Annotated in this window: 10 protein-coding genes; 5 read left to right on the top strand and 5 right to left on the bottom strand. The window is 62.0% G+C overall.

What is annotated here, in order from left to right; translation table 11 throughout:
- The first annotated feature begins 128 nt into the window (after positions 1 to 128).
- From glgB to glgP, 5 genes are all read left to right on the top strand, one after another.
- Positions 129 to 2,315, top strand: coding sequence for a 1,4-alpha-glucan branching enzyme (gene glgB, locus ACJ8PN_RS22450; RefSeq protein WP_171454892.1), 2,187 nt, complete (start codon positions 129 to 131; stop codon positions 2,313 to 2,315).
- Entirely contained in the window at positions 2,312 to 4,294 is a 1,983-nt protein-coding gene (gene glgX / locus ACJ8PN_RS22455) for a glycogen debranching protein GlgX (RefSeq protein WP_171454891.1), read from the top strand. Before glgB ends, glgX begins: the two co-directional genes overlap by 4 nt.
- Before the next feature lie 15 nt (positions 4,295 to 4,309).
- On the top strand, positions 4,310 to 5,587 hold the full coding sequence (glgC, locus tag ACJ8PN_RS22460; protein ID WP_442535232.1) for a glucose-1-phosphate adenylyltransferase: 1,278 nt from the start codon (positions 4,310 to 4,312) through the stop codon (positions 5,585 to 5,587).
- Between the two features lie 135 nt (positions 5,588 to 5,722).
- A complete protein-coding gene (glgA, locus tag ACJ8PN_RS22465) occupies positions 5,723 to 7,153 on the top strand; it encodes a glycogen synthase GlgA (RefSeq protein WP_004930807.1) in 1,431 nt (476 codons plus the stop codon).
- A 141-nt stretch (positions 7,154 to 7,294) separates the two neighbouring features.
- The gene (glgP, locus tag ACJ8PN_RS22470; protein WP_049240503.1) at positions 7,295 to 9,742 is read left to right on the top strand and encodes a glycogen phosphorylase; all 2,448 of its coding nucleotides are present in this window, start codon (positions 7,295 to 7,297) and stop codon (positions 9,740 to 9,742) included.
- Between the two features lie 59 nt (positions 9,743 to 9,801).
- Here the strand turns inward: glgP and glpD are convergent, their stop codons facing one another.
- The 5 genes from glpD to malT form a co-directional block, all read right to left on the bottom strand.
- The gene (glpD, locus tag ACJ8PN_RS22475) at positions 9,802 to 11,310 is read right to left on the bottom strand and encodes a glycerol-3-phosphate dehydrogenase (RefSeq protein ID WP_171454890.1); all 1,509 of its coding nucleotides are present in this window, start codon (positions 11,308 to 11,310) and stop codon (positions 9,802 to 9,804) included.
- 246 nt (positions 11,311 to 11,556) lie between these two features.
- Positions 11,557 to 12,315 (bottom strand): DeoR/GlpR family transcriptional regulator, encoded by a 759-nt coding sequence (locus tag ACJ8PN_RS22480; protein WP_004930797.1) that lies wholly within the window; start codon positions 12,313 to 12,315, stop codon positions 11,557 to 11,559.
- Between the two features lie 51 nt (positions 12,316 to 12,366).
- The gene (gene glpG, locus ACJ8PN_RS22485; protein WP_015379321.1) at positions 12,367 to 13,203 is read right to left on the bottom strand and encodes a rhomboid family intramembrane serine protease GlpG; all 837 of its coding nucleotides are present in this window, start codon (positions 13,201 to 13,203) and stop codon (positions 12,367 to 12,369) included.
- A 171-nt stretch (positions 13,204 to 13,374) separates the two neighbouring features.
- Positions 13,375 to 13,701, bottom strand: coding sequence for a thiosulfate sulfurtransferase GlpE (glpE, locus tag ACJ8PN_RS22490; protein WP_004930790.1), 327 nt, complete (start codon positions 13,699 to 13,701; stop codon positions 13,375 to 13,377).
- 82 nt (positions 13,702 to 13,783) lie between these two features.
- A complete protein-coding gene (gene malT, locus ACJ8PN_RS22495) occupies positions 13,784 to 16,498 on the bottom strand; it encodes an HTH-type transcriptional regulator MalT (RefSeq protein ID WP_171454889.1) in 2,715 nt (904 codons plus the stop codon).
- Between the last annotated feature and the right edge of the window lie 17 nt (positions 16,499 to 16,515).

Here is a 16,515-nt window from a genome sequence, read left to right on the forward strand (position 1 = left end):
TAAAGATTGGTCAATAACCGACCGCAATCACGCTTTAGAGTCCGAATGCATTGCATGATGACCAAAACGGCCAAGGAATAATCAACAAGCCGTGCTTAGATCATGCTGTTAATCTAAGGAAGAAGACTATGCCTGTACTTCCCGATCGTGACGTGATTGATCAGATCATCGCCGGCCATTACGCCGATCCCTTCGCTCTGCTTGGCATGCATGCGACCGATAACGGTCTGCAGGTGCGCGCGCTGCTGCCGGACGCCGGCGCAGTCTGGCTGGTGGAACAGCAAACCGGCCGGCGGCTGGTGCAGCTGAACTGCGACGATCCGCGCGGTTTCTTCAGCGCGGTGGTGCCGCGGCGCAAAAATCCTTTCCGCTATCAGCTGCAGGTCAGCTGGCGCGATCATCAACAGATCGTCGACGATCCTTATCGGTTCGGCCCACTGCTGCAGGATATCGACAGTTGGCTATTGGCTGAGGGTACGCATTTGCGCCCCTATGAACGGCTGGGCGCCCACCTCGTCACGCTGGATGGCATCGACGGCGTCAGCTTTGCGGTCTGGGCGCCCAACGCCCAGCGTGTTTCGGTGGTAGGGGAATTCAACTTCTGGGACGGCCGCCGCCACCCGATGCGTCTGCGGCGTGAAAACGGCATCTGGGAGCTGTTCTTGCCCGGCGTGCAGGCCGGCCAGCTGTACAAATATGAAATCGTCGATTGCTACGGCAATACTCAGTTGAAAGCCGATCCTTACGCCTTCGAGGCGCAGATGCGCCCGGATACCGCCTCGCTGGTGGCGCCGCTGCCGGAGGTGGTGCCGTCGACGCCGGCGCGCCGCCGCGCCAACGATTTTGACCAGCCGATCGCCATCTACGAGGTGCATCTCGGCTCATGGCGCCGCCACACTGACAACCACTTCTGGCTCAGCTACGGCGAGCTGGCGGTGCAGCTGATCGATTATGTGAAGGACATGGGATTCACCCATATCGAGCTGCTGCCGATCAACGAGCACCCGTTCGACGGCAGCTGGGGCTATCAGCCGCTGGGGCTGTATGCGCCGACCCGGCGCTTCGGCACGCCGGCCGACTTCAGGGCGTTTGTGGCGGCGGCGCATGAGGCGGGCATCAACGTGATCCTCGACTGGGTGCCGGGGCACTTCCCGAGCGACGCCTACGGCCTGGCGAATTTCGACGGCACTGCGCTGTACGAGTACGCCGATCCGCGCGAGGGCTACCATCAGGACTGGAATACGCTGATCTACAACTACGGTCGTCACGAGGTGCGCAACTACCTGGCGGGCAACGCGCTGTATTGGCTGGAGCGTTTCGGCATCGACGCGCTGCGGGTCGATGCGGTGGCGTCGATGATCTATCGCGATTACAGCCGCGCCGACGGCGAGTGGGTGCCGAATTACTACGGCGGCAACGAGAACCTGGAGGCCATCGCCTTCCTGCGTTATACCAACCAGACTATCGGCCAGGCGCAGCCGGGGGCGGTGACGTTGGCGGAGGAGTCCACCGACTATCCCGGCGTCACCCTGCCGCCGGATGCCAACGGCCTGGGGTTCCACTACAAATGGAACCTCGGCTGGATGCACGACACGCTCAATTATATGAAGTGCGATCCGGTGCACCGCAAGTATCACCACAACCAGATGACCTTCGGCATGCTGTACGCCTATACCGAGAACTTCGTATTGCCTATCTCGCACGATGAAGTGGTGCACGGCAAAAAATCGATCCTCGACCGTATGCCGGGCGATGCCTGGCAAAAGTTCGCCAACCTGCGCGCCTATTACGGCTTTATGTGGGCGCATCCGGGCAAAAAGCTGCTGTTTATGGGCTGCGAGTTCGCGCAAGGGCGCGAGTGGAATTTCGATACCAGCCTTGACTGGCATTTATTGGAAGGGTTGGATAATTGGCATAACGGCGTGCAGCGGCTGGTGCGCGATCTGAACCACTGCTACCGGCAGCAGGCGCCGCTGTACGAGCGCGACTACTTCCCGGACGGCTTCGAGTGGCTGGTGGTCGACGATCACGATAACTCGGTGTTCGCCTTTGCGCGCTACGATTCGCAGGGCAATGAGCTGATCGCCATCAGCAACTTTACCCCGGTGCCGCGCTATCGCTACCGCATCGGCATTTCCCGCGCCGGTAACTATCGCGAGATCCTCAATACCGATTCGCACCACTATCATGGCAGCAACGCCGGCAATCAGGGGCGGGTCTCTTCCGAAGCGGTCGGCAGCCATGGCCGCGACTTCTCCATCTGCGTAACGCTGCCGCCGCTGGCGACCATTTATCTGCTGCGGGAGGCGCCATGACGGAGCTGATGGCCGGCCTCGCCGCGCCGCTGGGCGCGCATTACGACGGCGAAGGCATCAACTTTACCTTGTACTCGGCGCACGCCGAGCGGGTGGAGCTGTGCCTGTTCGACGGCCAGCAGCGCGAAATGCGCCTGCCGCTGCCGGCGCGCAGCGGCGATATCTGGCATGGCTACTTGCCGGGCGGCAGGCCGGGGCAACGTTACGGTTACCGGGTCTACGGCCCGTTTGACCCGGCGAACGGGCAGCGTTTCAACCCCAACAAGCTGGCGCTCGATCCGGCTGCGCGCGCGGTGGAAGGGCCGGTGGCGGATCACCCGCACCTGCACGGCGGTTACGAGCAGCCGGACCCGCACGACAGCGCGGAGCTGATGCCGAAGTGCGTGGTGGTGGACGAACAGTATGACTGGCAGGACGATCGCCCGCCTGCCACGCCCTGGGGGCAGACGGTGATTTACGAAGCGCACGTGCGCGGCCTGACGCTGCTGCACCCGCAGATCCCGCCGGCGCTGCGCGGCAGTTTCGCCGCATTGGGGCACCCGGTGATGATCGCCCACTTTAAACGCCTCGGCATCACCGCGCTGGAACTGTTGCCGGTGCAGCAACATACCTCCGAACCGCGCTTGCAGCGGCTGGGGCTGATCAACTACTGGGGCTATAACGTGCTGGCGCCCTATGCGCCGGACAACCGCTACGCCAGCCTGAGCACCGATGCCACGCCGCTCAACGAATTCCGCGATGCGGTCAAGGCGCTGCACCAAGCCGGCATCGAGGTGATCCTCGACGTGGTGTTCAACCACAGCGCCGAGCTGGACAGGGATGGGCCGATGCTGTCGCTGAGCGGCATCGATAATCTGAGTTACTACTGGCTGACGCCCGAAGGGGACTACGTCAACGACACTGGCTGCGGCAACACCCTGCGGTTGGATCAGCCGCAGGGCGTAGCCTGGGTGATGGATTGCCTGCATTTTTGGGTGCGGGAGTGCCACGTCGACGGCTTCCGCTTCGATCTGGGCAGCGTGCTGGGCCGCACGCCGGGATTCGATCGCGATGCGCCGCTGTTCCAGGCGATGCTGGCGGACGATCTGCTGTCGCGCTGCAAGCTGATCGCCGAACCCTGGGACATTGGTCCCGGCGGCTATCAGGTGGGGGCATTTCCCGGCCGCTTCGCCGAATGGAACGATCATTACCGCGACGACATGCGCCGTTTTTGGCTGCAGAGCGGCGTGTCGCTCGGCCAGTTCGCCCGGCGTTTTGCCGCTTCCAGCGATCTGTACAACCAGCGCGGGCGGGCGCCTTACGCCACCGTCAATATGCTGACCGCGCATGACGGTTTTACCCTGCAGGACGTGGTCAGCTTCAACGAGAAACACAATCAGCCCAACGGCGAGGGCAACCGCGACGGCAGCGATCGCAATTTCAGCAACAACCACGGCGTCGAAGGCCTGGTCGCCGACGACGACATTGTGCAACGCCGCAGGGCCAGCCAGCGGGCGATGCTCGCCACGCTGTTACTGTCCCAGGGAACGCCGATGCTGCTGGCCGGCGATGAACAGGGACACAGCCAGCAGGGGAACAACAATGCCTATTGTCAGGACAACGCCACCACCTGGCTCGATTGGGCCACGGCGGATGACGCACTGACCGATTACGTCGCGGCGCTGATCGCGCTGCGCCGCCAGATCCCCGCGCTGCAGCAGGATCGCTGGTGGCAGCAGGACGACGGCAGCGTGCAGTGGCTGAACGCGCAAGGCCAGCCGCTCGACGCGCAGCAGTGGGAGCAGGGCGAGCCGCTCATGCAGATCCTGCTGTCGCAGCGCTGGCTGCTGCTGGTCAACGCCACGCCGCAAACGACGGAGATGAGATTGCCGGAAGGCGATTGGCAGGTTGTCGCCCCGTTCACTCAGGAAGACTCACGGGCGGTATTGCCCGCCTGGCACCAGGCCGCGCGCTCGCTTTGCGTTCTGGTACGGAAATAATAAAAGGAGTCCGCTATGGTTAGGTTTGAAAATAAAGACCCCCTGATGTTGGCGCGCCAGTTGCCGATTAAATCCGTAGCGCTGATCCTGGCCGGCGGCCGCGGCTCACGTTTGAAAGATTTGACCTCCACCCGCGCCAAGCCCGCCGTCCACTTTGGCGGCAAATTCCGCATCATCGACTTCGCCTTGTCGAACTGCCTGAACTCCGGCATCCGCCGCATCGGCGTGATCACCCAATACCAGTCGCACACGCTGGTGCAGCACATTCAGCGCGGCTGGTCGTTCCTCAACGAGGAGATGAACGAGTTCGTCGATCTGCTGCCGGCCCAGCAGCGCCTCAGCACCGAGCATTGGTACAAGGGCACCGCCGACGCGGTGTACCAGAACCTGGATATCATCCGCCGCTACGAGGCCGAATACGTGGTGATCCTGGCGGGCGATCACATCTACAAGATGGATTATTCGCGCATGCTGATCGATCACGTCGAGAAAGGCGCTCAGTGCACCGTGGCCTGCCTGCCGGTGCCGCGCAGCGAAGCCGGCGAATTCGGCGTGATGAAGGTGGATGAAAGCGACCGTATCATCGAGTTTCTGGAAAAGCCCGCCGATCCGCCGGCGATGCCGGGCAACCCGGATATGTCGCTGGCCAGCATGGGCATCTATATTTTTAATGCCGCCTATCTGTTCCAGCTGCTGGAAGAGGATATGTCGATCCCCGGTTCCAGCCACGATTTCGGCAAGGATCTGATCCCGAAAATCACCGCGCAGCAGGCGGCGTGGGCGCATCCGTTTACCTTGTCCTGCGTGACGTCCAACCCCGATCTGCCGCCTTACTGGCGCGACGTGGGCACGCTGGACGCCTACTGGCGCGCCAATCTCGATCTGGCGTCGGTGACGCCGGAGCTGGACATGTACGACCGCGCCTGGCCGATCCGCACCCACATGGAACCGCTGCCGCCGGCCAAGTTCGTGCAGGATCGCTCCGGTAGCCATGGCATGACCATGAATTCGCTGGTGTCCGGCGGTTGCATCGTGTCCGGGTCGGTGGTGGTGCATTCGGTGCTGTTCCCGCGCGTGCGAGTGAACTCGTTCTGCACCATCGACTCTACCGTATTGTTGCCGGACGTGAACGTCGGCCGTTCCTGCCGCCTGCGGCGCTGCATCATAGACCGCGCCTGCCACATTCCGGAGGGCATGGTGATCGGGGAAAACGCCGATGAGGACAGCAAGCGTTTCTATCGCTCGGAAGGCGGCATCGTGCTGGTGACGCGCGAAATGTTGTCAAAATTGTGAGTTAACGTGGGGGGCAGAACGATAGCCTGCCGCCCGATGAACGGTTCGATGGCTTGCGCAACGCGGCACACATAACAGCGGCAAGCCTGCTTTATTTCTTATCCAGAGGCCTTCGGCCGACTTTCAGGAGTGATAATGCAGGTCTTACACGTATGTTCTGAAATGTTCCCCCTGCTGAAAACGGGCGGACTCGCAGACGTGGTTGGCGCGCTGCCGGCGGCGCAAATCGCCGAAGGCGCCGATGTTCGGGTGCTATTGCCCGCTTTCCCTGACGTACGCAACGGCATACCCGACACCGTGCTGGTGGCGGAGATAGACTCGTTCGCCGGCCGGGTTGGCCTGCGTTACGGCACCTACCATGGCGTGGGCATTTACCTGATCGATGCGCCCTGGCTGTATGACCGGCCGGGCAGTCCGTACCACGATCAGTCCATGTATGCCTACCCCGACAACCACCGCCGCTTTGCGCTGCTGGGCTGGATGGCCTGCGAGCTGGCCAAGGGGCTGGATCGCTACTGGCGCCCGCAGCTGGTGCATGCCCACGACTGGCACGCCGGTCTTAGCTGCGCCTATCTGGCCGCCAACGGCCACCCGGCGCGTTCGGTGTTCACGGTGCATAACCTGGCCTATCAAGGGCTGTTCTCCGCCCATCACGTGACCGAGCTGTGGCTGCCGGCGTCGTTCTACAACGTCTATGGCCTGGAGTTCTACGGCCAGATGTCGTTCCTCAAGGCCGGGCTGTTTTATGCCGATCACGTGACCGCCGTCAGCCCGACCTATGCGCGTGAGATCACCCGGCCGGAGTTTGGCTACGGCATGGAGGGGCTGCTGCAGGAGCGGCAGCGGCAGGGCAGGCTGAGCGGCATCCTCAACGGGGTGGACGACAAGATTTGGGATCCGGCCCACGACCCGCGGCTGAGCGCCCGCTATGACGCCGACGATCTGAAAAGCAAGGTCAAAAACAAGCTGCATCTGCAAAAGGCCATGGGGCTGAAGGTGGACGAATCACTGCCGGTGTTCGCGGTAGTGAGCCGATTGACCAGCCAGAAAGGCCTCGATCTGGTGCTGCAGGCGTTGCCTGAACTGCTGGCGCAGGGCGGGCAGCTGGCGCTGCTGGGCGCCGGCGATGCGGTGCTGCAACAGGCGTTTCTGGCCGCCGCCGCCGACTACCCTGAACAGGTCGGCGTGCAGATCGGTTATCACGAATCCTTCTCCCACCGCATCATCGGCGGCGCCGACGTTATTCTGGTGCCGAGCCGCTTCGAGCCCTGCGGCCTGACGCAGCTCTACGGCCTGAAATACGGCACGCTGCCGCTGGTGCGCCGCACCGGCGGACTGGCGGACACGGTGGTGGACTGCGCGCTGGAGAACCTGGCTGACGGCACCGCCAGCGGATTCGTGTTCGACGATTGCGACGCTGTCGCGCTGGGCAACGCCATCCGCCGCGCCATGGTGCTGTGGAGCCGGCCGAAACACTGGCGCCACGTTCAGCGCCACGCCATGAGCGTGGACTTCGGCTGGCCGGTGGCGGCGAAAGAGTATTTATCGCTTTATCAACGCTTGTAGCCCGCGTTTCGCGTTTCGGGTTGACGCGCGGCGGGCAGCCGTAAGGGTAGATTGTCGGGGCGCGGCGTGCCGCGTCCATGTTCAGCGGAGCCCGCTATTCCGCGGCGAATGGCGGGGCTCCCCACAAGGGATTAAAAAGCCATGACTTCACCGTTTAGTTACACCTCACCTACGGTCAGTGTGGAAGCGCTGAAACACTCCATCGCCTATAAGCTGATGTTTATCGTCGGCAAGGATCCTGCCATCGCCAACCGGCACGATTGGCTGAACGCCGTGCTGTTCGCGGTACGCGATCGCATGGTGGAGCGCTGGCTGCGTTCCAACCGCGCCCAGCTGTCTCAAGACGTGCGGCAGGTGTATTACCTGTCGATGGAGTTCCTGATCGGCCGCACCCTGTCAAACGCGCTCCTGTCGATGGGCATCTATCAGGATATCGACAACGCGCTGAACGAGATGGGGCTGAACCTGGCGGAGCTGCTGGAGGAGGAAAACGACCCCGGGCTCGGTAACGGCGGCCTGGGCCGGCTGGCAGCCTGTTTCCTCGACTCGCTGGCGACGCTGGCGCTGCCGGGGCGCGGCTACGGCATTCGTTATGAATACGGCATGTTCAAGCAGAACATCGTCAACGGCCAACAGATGGAGTCGCCGGACTACTGGCTGGAGTACGGCAATCCGTGGGAGTTTCCGCGCCATAACACCCGCTACAAGGTGCGCTTCGGCGGCCGCGTGCAGCAGGAGGGAGCCAAGGCGCGCTGGCTGGAGACCGAAGAGGTCGTGGCCATCGCCTACGATCAGGTGATCCCCGGTTTTGACACCGACGCCACCAACACGCTGCGGTTATGGGGCGCGCAGGCCAGTAATGAGATCAACCTCGGCAAGTTCAACCAGGGCGATTACTTCGCGGCGGTGGAAGACAAAAACCATTCGGAGAACGTGTCGCGCGTGCTCTATCCGGACGATTCGACCTCGTCCGGGCGCGAGCTGCGGCTGCGGCAGGAGTATTTCCTGGTGTCGGCCACGGTGCAGGATATCCTCAACCGCCATTGGCTGATGCACAAAACCTTCGACAATCTGGCGGACAAGATCGCCATTCACCTCAACGACACCCACCCGGTATTGTCGATTCCGGAGCTGATGCACCGGCTGATCGACGAGCATAAATTCAAGTGGCTCGACGCCTGGGAAGTGGTGGAGCAGGTGTTCTCTTACACCAACCACACGCTGATGAGCGAGGCGCTGGAGACCTGGCCGCTGGATATGATTGGCCGCATCTTGCCGCGCCATCTGCAGCTGATTTTCGAAATCAACGATCACTTCCTCAAGATGGTGCAGGAAGTGGCGCCGGACGACAACGATCTGCTGGCGCGGGTCTCGATCATCGACGAAACCAACGGCCGCCGGGTGCGCATGGCGTGGCTGGCGGTGGTGGCCAGCCACAAGGTCAACGGCGTTTCCGCCCTGCATTCCGAACTGATGGTGCAGTCGCTGTTCGCCGACTTCGCCCGGCTATTCCCGACCCGTTTCTGCAACAAAACCAACGGAGTGACGCCGCGCCGTTGGCTGGCGCTGGCCAACCCGCCGCTGGCGGCGGTGCTGGACGACTGCATCGGTCAAACCTGGCGCACCGATCTCAGCCAACTGAGCGAGATCAAAACCAACGTCGATTACCCGAGCTTCCTGCAGGCGGTGCAGCGCGCCAAACGGCAGAACAAGGAGCGGCTGGCGCTGTACATCGCCAAAACGCTCAACGTGGTGGTCAACCCGGATGCGTTGTTCGATGTGCAAATCAAGCGCATCCACGAGTACAAACGGCAGCTGCTCAACGTACTGCACGTCATCACGCTGTATAACCGTTTGCTGGCCGACCCTGACATCGAGCGCGTACCGCGGGTGGTGATCTTCGCCGGCAAGGCGGCCTCTGCCTACTATGCCGCCAAGCAGATCATCCGCCTGATCAACGACGTGGCCAAAGTGATCAACAACGATCCGCGCGTGCATACCCAACTGAAGGTGGTGTTCATCCCGAACTACGGCGTCAGCCTGGCGCAGATCATTATCCCGGCGGCGGATCTGTCGGAACAGATCTCGCTGGCGGGCACCGAGGCCTCGGGCACCAGCAACATGAAGTTCGCGCTGAACGGCGCGCTGACCATCGGCACGCTGGACGGCGCCAACGTCGAGATGCGCGAGCACGTGGGGGAGGAGAATATCTTTATCTTCGGCAATACCGCCGAGCAGGTTGAGGAACTGCGCCGCAACGGTTACAACCCGCGCCAGTACTATGAGCAGGACCCGGAGCTGCATCAGGCGCTGACGCAGATCGCCACCGGGGTGTTCAGCCCGGAAGAGCCGAAACGCTATGGCAACTTGTTCGACTCGCTGGTCAACCTCGGCGACCACTATCAGCTGTTGGCGGATTACCGCAGCTATGTGGACACGCAGGACAAGGTGGACGAGGTCTATCTCAATCAGGACGAGTGGACGCGGCGCGCGGTGCTGAATATCGCCAATATGGGCTACTTCTCATCCGATCGCACCATTCAGGAATACGCGGATGAAATTTGGCACATTAAGCCGGTGAAGCTGTAAAGCGAGAGAGGAAAAAAGCAAAGGGCCGGATAACCGGCCCTTTTTCGTTACGCTGCAGCTCAGGAAGCCAGAGACAGCGCTTTCGTTTTCGCGTGTTCCGCCAGCCAGGCTTTCACTCGCGCCTGCTGCGCTTCGTCCAGCCACATGCCCAGCTTGGTGCGGCGCCAGATGGCGTCGTCCAGCTCTACGACCCACTCTTTCTCGGTCAGGTAGCGCAGTTCGGCTTCATACAGACCGTGGCCGAACTCTTCGCCCAGATCGGCGAGGCCGTTGGCGCCGGCCAGGATCAGCTCGCTCTGGCTGCCGTAGGTGCGGGCATAGCGGCGCGCCAGAGCTTCCGGCAGCCAGCCGTGCGCACGGCGCAGTTTGGCCGCGTAACCGTCGCGGTCGCCGTCGATGTCACCGCCCGGCAGCGTGGCGTTTTTGGTCCACGCCGGGCCGCAGCCTGGGTAGTAGTGGGCCAGTTTTTCCATCGCATGCTCGGCCAGCTTGCGGTAGGTGGTCAGTTTGCCGCCGAAGACCGACAGCAGCGGCGCTTTGCCCTGCTCATCGTGCACGTCCAGCGTGTAATCGCGGGTGATCGCCTGCGGTGAATCGGATTCGTCGTCGCACAGCGGACGCACGCCGGAGTAAGTCCAGACGATGTCGTCGCGGCCCAGCTGCTTCTTGAAGTGGTCGTTGTACACTTTCAGCAGATAAGCGATTTCGTTCTCGTCGATCTTCACGTCTTTCGGATCGCCTTTGTACTCCACGTCGGTGGTGCCGATGATGGAGAACTCGTCATTCCACGGGATCACGAACACGATGCGGTGGTCTTCGTTCTGCAGAATGTAAGACTGCGGCTGATCGTGCACGCGCGGCACCACGATGTGGCTGCCTTTGATCAGGCGGATGCCGTAAGGCGATTTCAGCTTCAGGCCGTCGTCGAAGAAGTTTTTCACCCACGGGCCGGTGGCGTTCACCAGGCCTTTGGCGCGCCAGGTGAAGGTTTTGCCGCTGTCGATATCGACCGCTTCCACCATCCACAGGCCGTTTTCACGCCATGCGCGGGTCACTTTGGTGCGGGTGCGCACTTCGCCGCCGCGTTTTTCCACTTCCTGCGCGTTCAGCACCACCAGGCGAGCATCGTCGACCCAGCAGTCGGAATATTCGAAACCGCGCTTCAGTTCAGGCTTCAGCACCGACTCTGGTCCAAAGCGCAAACCCTTGCTGCCCGGCAGGCTGGTGCGTTTGCCCAGGTGATCGTACAGGAACAGGCCGATACGGATCATCCAGGCCGGACGCAGGTGCGGCTGGTGCGGCAGGCGGAAACGCATCGGGAACGCGATGTGCGGCGCCAGCTTCAGCAGCACTTCACGCTCGGCCAGCGCTTCGCTCACCAGACGGAATTCGTAGTGTTCCAGGTAGCGCAGGCCACCGTGGATCAGTTTGGAACTGGCGGAAGACGTAGCACAGGCCAAGTCTTGCGCTTCCAGTAGCAGTACCGACAGCCCGCGCCCGGCAGCATCCGCCGCGATGCCGGCACCGTTGATGCCGCCACCGATAACGATCAAGTCTTTGGTTTCCACGTCATCTTCCTCCAGATGTTCGAAATAGCTCTTTCATGTTCGTTTTCGCTCATGATTGTAATCAAAAACCAACAAGCAAGCCAAGAGTTAACCAAACAAAAACATTTAGGCGTGATAGAGGTAACAGTTTGGTGATGATAGTCACACAAGTAGCATGGATATGGCGCGGGCGGGCAAACGGCTGTCGGTGAGGGGGGTTAAAGGGATGAAACGGGGCGGCGGCGCGCCCCGCAGGTTAAGGCCGAATCAGCACAGCTCCAGCTGCACGTCGTACTGTTCGATGATTTTCATCACGCTCGGCGGCGGCAGCTGGTCGGTAAACAGGTAGTCGATCAGGTTCATGTTGCCCAGGTTGACCATGGCGTTGCGGCCGAATTTGGAGTGGTCGGTCACCAGCATCACGCAGCGGGAATTTTCGATAATCGCGCGTTTGGTGCGCACTTCGTGATAGTCGAATTCGAGCAGCGAGCCGTCCATATCGATGCCGCTGATGCCGAGAATGCCGTAATCGAGGCGGAATTGGGAGATGAAGTCCAGCGTGGCTTCGCCCATGATGCCGCCGTCGCGGGTGCGCACTTCGCCGCCGGCCAGGATCAGGCGGAAGTCTTCCTTGGCGGTCAGCAGGGTGGCGACGTTAAGGTTGTTGGTGACTACGCGCAGGTTCTTGTGGTTCATCAGCGCATGGGCCACCGCCTCCGGCGTGGTGCCGATATCGATGAACAGCGTGGCGCCGTCCGGGATCTGGCTGGCGACGCGCTGCGCGATGCGGGCCTTCTCTTCCGACCACATCACCTTGCGATCGTTATAGGCAGCGTTGACCGAGCTGGAAGGCAGCGCCGCGCCGCCGTGGTGACGCTGGATCTTGTTCTGGTCGGCCAGGTCATTCAAATCGCGGCGAATCGTTTGCGGGCTGACGTCAAAATGTTCGACCAGCTCTTCCGTGCTGACGTAACCCTGCAGGCGCACCAGCTCGATAATTGCGTCATGACGCTGTGTTTGCTTCACGATAATCCCCTAAAACGCCCGCTATGCCCATTGGGGCATAGCTCCCGGCTGTTATTGTTCGTTGTGTGCGCGATGACGCGTATCCCAAAATGCCATCAATAACCCTAACACTAAACCGGCTATGTGTGCCGCGTTGGCGATCGACATTCCTAAAATATCGAAATATCCGGCCACCAGCCACAGCACCGAGAACACCATCAGGCCGCGCGGCAGCATCAGGCCGCGCTCCGGCGCCCGTTCGCCCGACAGCCACACATAGCCCATCAGCGCATAAACCACGCCCGACAGCCCGCCGAACAGCGCGCCGCTGAACAACGATTGCGCCCAGCCGCTGAAGAACGCCGACACCACCGCCAGCACGAACAGCTTGCCGGCGCCGAGGCGTTTTTCCATCTGGCCGCCGAGATACCACCACCACATCAGGTTAAACAGGATATGCAGCAGGGAGAAATGCAGGAACGCATGGCTGACCCAGCGCCACAGCTGCGTGTATTGGCTGCTGTCCTGCGGCCAGGAGAGCCAGTACATCACGGTATCGTCGCCCAGCGCCTGCATCAGAATATAGACCGCGATGCACAGCACCATCACGCCGAGCGTCAGCGGCCCGGCCTTGCTGCGCAGGGTGTGCAGGTAGGATTCGCTCTGATAATGCAGGCCGGCGTCGGTATGGCCGGTCTGCCAGCTGGCAGCCTGATAACGGCGGTTGAGCGGATCGGCCAGAAACTGCTGCAGCTCGTGTTGCACCTGCTCGAGGTGACCGTCGTCGGCCAGCCAGATTTCCGCCGCCTCGCCGCTGTTGCGCAGCTCAAGCCGGATGCCCTGGGTCGCCATATAGTCGACAAAGGCCAGCGCCAGGCGCGGGTTGGATATGGCGATTACTCTAACCATTGCTCTTCCGTCGTAAGTGAATGATTTTGGCCGCGGCTTGCTCGCCGGTGACCCTGACGGCCGATTATAACGTCGAAATCCTGAGCGCTGGCAAACGGATCTGCGAAAAACCCGCGAAAACGCGCACAAAAACGAAGGGGAAGCCCGCCGACGCACGGCGGGCAGCGGGGATCAGGCAGAGGTTTCCACGTCTTGCGGATACTGGCGGGCCCAGGCTTCGAAGCCGCCGTCAATGCTGTAGACCGCGTCGAACCCCTGGTGCAGCAGGTACTGCGCCGCGCTGCGGCTGCTGTTGCCGTGGTAGCACATCACCATCACCGGCCGCTCGAAGTCGTTTTGCTGCATAAAGGCCGACAGGGTGGCGTTGGTGAGGTGAAAAGCGCCCGGCGTATGCCCGGCTTCAAAACTTTGCGGATCGCGGATGTCGACCAGGGCGGCGCTGCCCTCTTTCCAGCGGGTGTACGCCTGCTCAACGTTGATCGCTTCGAACTGTTCCATACTGCTGACTGCCTCGTAATAGGGGGACGCCGCTATTGTAACCAACTCTGCGGCGTTTAAGACCAGAGGGATATCAGGGTTTTTACGCGCCGTACCCCATCATTTTCAGCAGTTGCTGCGCCTGCTGCACCGCCTCCTGGCGATGGGCCACGCCCAGTTTCTGATACAGGTTGCGGATGTGCGTCTTGATGGTGGTGGCCGCCACATCCAGCTCACCGGCGATCTGGTCGTTGCTGTAACCGGAATAGATCAGCCCCAGCACTTGCCATTCGCGTTGGGTCAGCGGGCTGGTGCGGATCAGTTCCGGCACCTGCGGGTGGGTCAGCAGCTTATCGACGAAGTTCTCGTCAAAATGCGCGAACTTGTGCCGATGATGCTGGTTGATGTCGCGCAAGATACGCTGGGCGCGATGCTGTTCCAGCTCCGGCAGCGTGTTGAGCTGGATCAGCTGGCGCAGCTGCTGCGCCATCGCTTCGCCCTCGATGACGAAGTGGCTGATAAAGCCGGTGCGGTTGGCCAGCGACAGCGCTTCGATCAACGCCTGCTGCGCTTCGCCCTTGCGCTCTTGCAGCCAGTAGAGCTGGTTGCTGAGCAGCAGATTGCGGTTGAGATCGCTCACCAGCCGCAGGCGGCGAGCGTTTTCGTTCAGTTCATCCAGCACCACGCCGGCCTCTTCATACTGGCCGAGCAGGATCTGCACCCGCGCGATGTTGCGCCATTGGCCCTGCGTGAAATGGTTGTCCGCCATGCCGGGTTTTTCGGTATGACGCAGCCACTGGGCGGCGGCGGCGGTGTCGCCGGTCATCTGCCAGTGGATCACCCGCGATTTGTCGGTGTTGGTCAGCCAGTCGCGATGATAGTGCGCGCCGTGCAGCAGGGTTTCGCAGCGCTGCAGATGGGTATTGGCGTTGTCCAGATCGCCGCGCGCCAGCGAGCATTTGGCCAGCATGGCGATGCACTGCAACTGCTGTTGCGGTTGGTAGTTGGCCAGGATTTTCAGCCCGCTGCGCGCCGCGTCTTCCGCCTCGTCCAGCCGCGACCACGACCACAGGATCTGCGCGCGGATGCGCAGCAGGAACTCGTGCATCGGCAGCTGTTCCAGGTGCTGCTCGCGGATCAGTTCGAACGCCTTGTCCTGGGTTTCGTAAGCGGCCTGCAGGAAGCCTTGGGCGATAAGGATTTCGCTCTGCTGCAGCAGCGCCCAGAGCGCGTAATGGTTGGCCTGATGACGACGCGCCATCTGCTCGGTCTGCTGCATCATCGGCAGCGCGCGCGCCAGTTCGCCCTTGCAGTGGTGCACTTCGCCGGTCACCGAGGTGGCGACGATGCGGCTGTAATAGCTCGACAGCGGCAGGAATTTCAACGCTTCGGTCGCCAGCCGCTCGGCTTCTTCCGGTTTGCCGGCGTTGATCGCCACCTGGGCGCGCAAGGCGTCAAACTCGGCGTGCAGCGTTTGGTCTATCTCGATTTTCTGCTCGCGCATGGTGCGCTCGGCGCGCTCCAGCAGGGTGTTGACCTCACTGTAGCGGTGCTGGCTCTGCGCCAGCCAGGCCTGCAGCAGCGCCAGCTTGGGGTTTTGGATCAGGCGCTCATAGGGCAGCGCGTTGAGGCACTCCTCCAGCAAGGCCAGTTCGCTGTGGTGGAACAGCGACCAGGCGTGTTGCAGCAGGATATCGCGCAGCATGCTGACGTCGCTGGCCGCCAGCGCATGGTGTATGGCCTCCGCCGGATACCCCAGCGCCAGCCAGCCCTCGGCGGCGGCGCGGTGCAACCCCGGCAGCTCCAGCGCCAGTTCCCACTGGCAGCGCTGGCGCAGGAAAGAGGCGAACAGCGGATGGAAGTTGAACCATTCGCCTGTGTCGTCCATGCGGTGGATAAACAGCCCCTGGCGCTCCAGCTCCTCCAGCCGTTGCTGGCCGTTGTCTTCGCCGGTCAGCCGCACGATCAGCGCGTCGTTCATCGAGCGCAACACCGAACAGCGCAGCAGGAAGGCGCGCGCATCGGCATCGACGTGATCCAGCACTTCGTCCACCAGATAGTCGGACAGGTGACTGGCGTTCAGCCCCGCCAGCCGCTTGGCCGACAGTTGAGCGGACGAAGCAGATTGGCGGGCCGACAGCGCGATCAGCTGCAGCGCGGTGGCCCAGCCTTCGACTTCGTCGCACAGGCGGCTGCTGTCCTGCTGCTCCATCGGCGCCGCCAGGCGGCAATCGAAGAACTGTTTGGCCTCCTGGTGCGTGAACGCCAGCTGTTGCGTGCCCATTTCCAGCAGCTGATCGCGCACCCGCAGGTTGGCGATGCCGAGCGGCGGCAGGGTGCGCGAGAGCAGGAGCAGCGTCAGGTTTTCCGGCTGATGGCGCAGGAAAAAGCGCATGGCTTCGTGAATGGCGTCGTTGGTGATCAGGTGATAGTCGTCGATCACCAGGTACAGCGGTTGATGCCAGTCGGCCAGCTCGATAAACAGCTGGGCGAACAGCGCCGACAGGCTGGCATACTGGTGTTTCTGGCTCAGCGCCTCGCTCTTGACGCAGCGGCCGCCGCTGGCCTGCTGCAGCGCGGCGATCAGGTAGCTGGCGAAGCGCTCCGGCTGGTTGTCGCTCTCATCCAGGGAATACCAGCCCAGATCGGCCTTGCCGGCCGCCCATTGGGCGATCAGCGTGGTTTTCCCGTATCCCGCCGGGCAATTGACCAGTGTCAGACGATAGTTGCCCGCGCTGGCCAGTTTGGCCAGCAGGCGATCGCGGATCACGGTATTTTGCAGCCGTACCGGGCGGCTCAGTTTTGATGGGATCAGCATAGTATTCCAGGGTATAA

Source organism: Serratia sp. CY76391, from assembly GCF_052166695.1.
Classification (GTDB): Bacteria; Pseudomonadota; Gammaproteobacteria; order Enterobacterales; family Enterobacteriaceae; genus Serratia; species Serratia nematodiphila.

Excerpts from the sequence above, each read along its gene's own strand:
- glgB (WP_171454892.1), top strand. The coding sequence starts at position 129 with ATGCCTGTACTTCCCGATCGTGACGTGATTGATCAGATCATCGCCGGC.
- glgX (WP_171454891.1), top strand. The coding sequence starts at position 2,312 with ATGACGGAGCTGATGGCCGGCCTCGCCGCGCCGCTGGGCGCGCATTAC.
- glgC (WP_442535232.1), top strand. The coding sequence starts at position 4,310 with ATGGTTAGGTTTGAAAATAAAGACCCCCTGATGTTGGCGCGCCAGTTG.
- glgA (WP_004930807.1), top strand. The coding sequence starts at position 5,723 with ATGCAGGTCTTACACGTATGTTCTGAAATGTTCCCCCTGCTGAAAACG.
- glgP (WP_049240503.1), top strand. The coding sequence starts at position 7,295 with ATGACTTCACCGTTTAGTTACACCTCACCTACGGTCAGTGTGGAAGCG.
- glpG (WP_015379321.1), bottom strand. The coding sequence starts at position 13,203 with ATGGTTAGAGTAATCGCCATATCCAACCCGCGCCTGGCGCTGGCCTTT.
- glpE (WP_004930790.1), bottom strand. The coding sequence starts at position 13,701 with ATGGAACAGTTCGAAGCGATCAACGTTGAGCAGGCGTACACCCGCTGG.
- malT (WP_171454889.1), bottom strand. The coding sequence starts at position 16,498 with ATGCTGATCCCATCAAAACTGAGCCGCCCGGTACGGCTGCAAAATACC.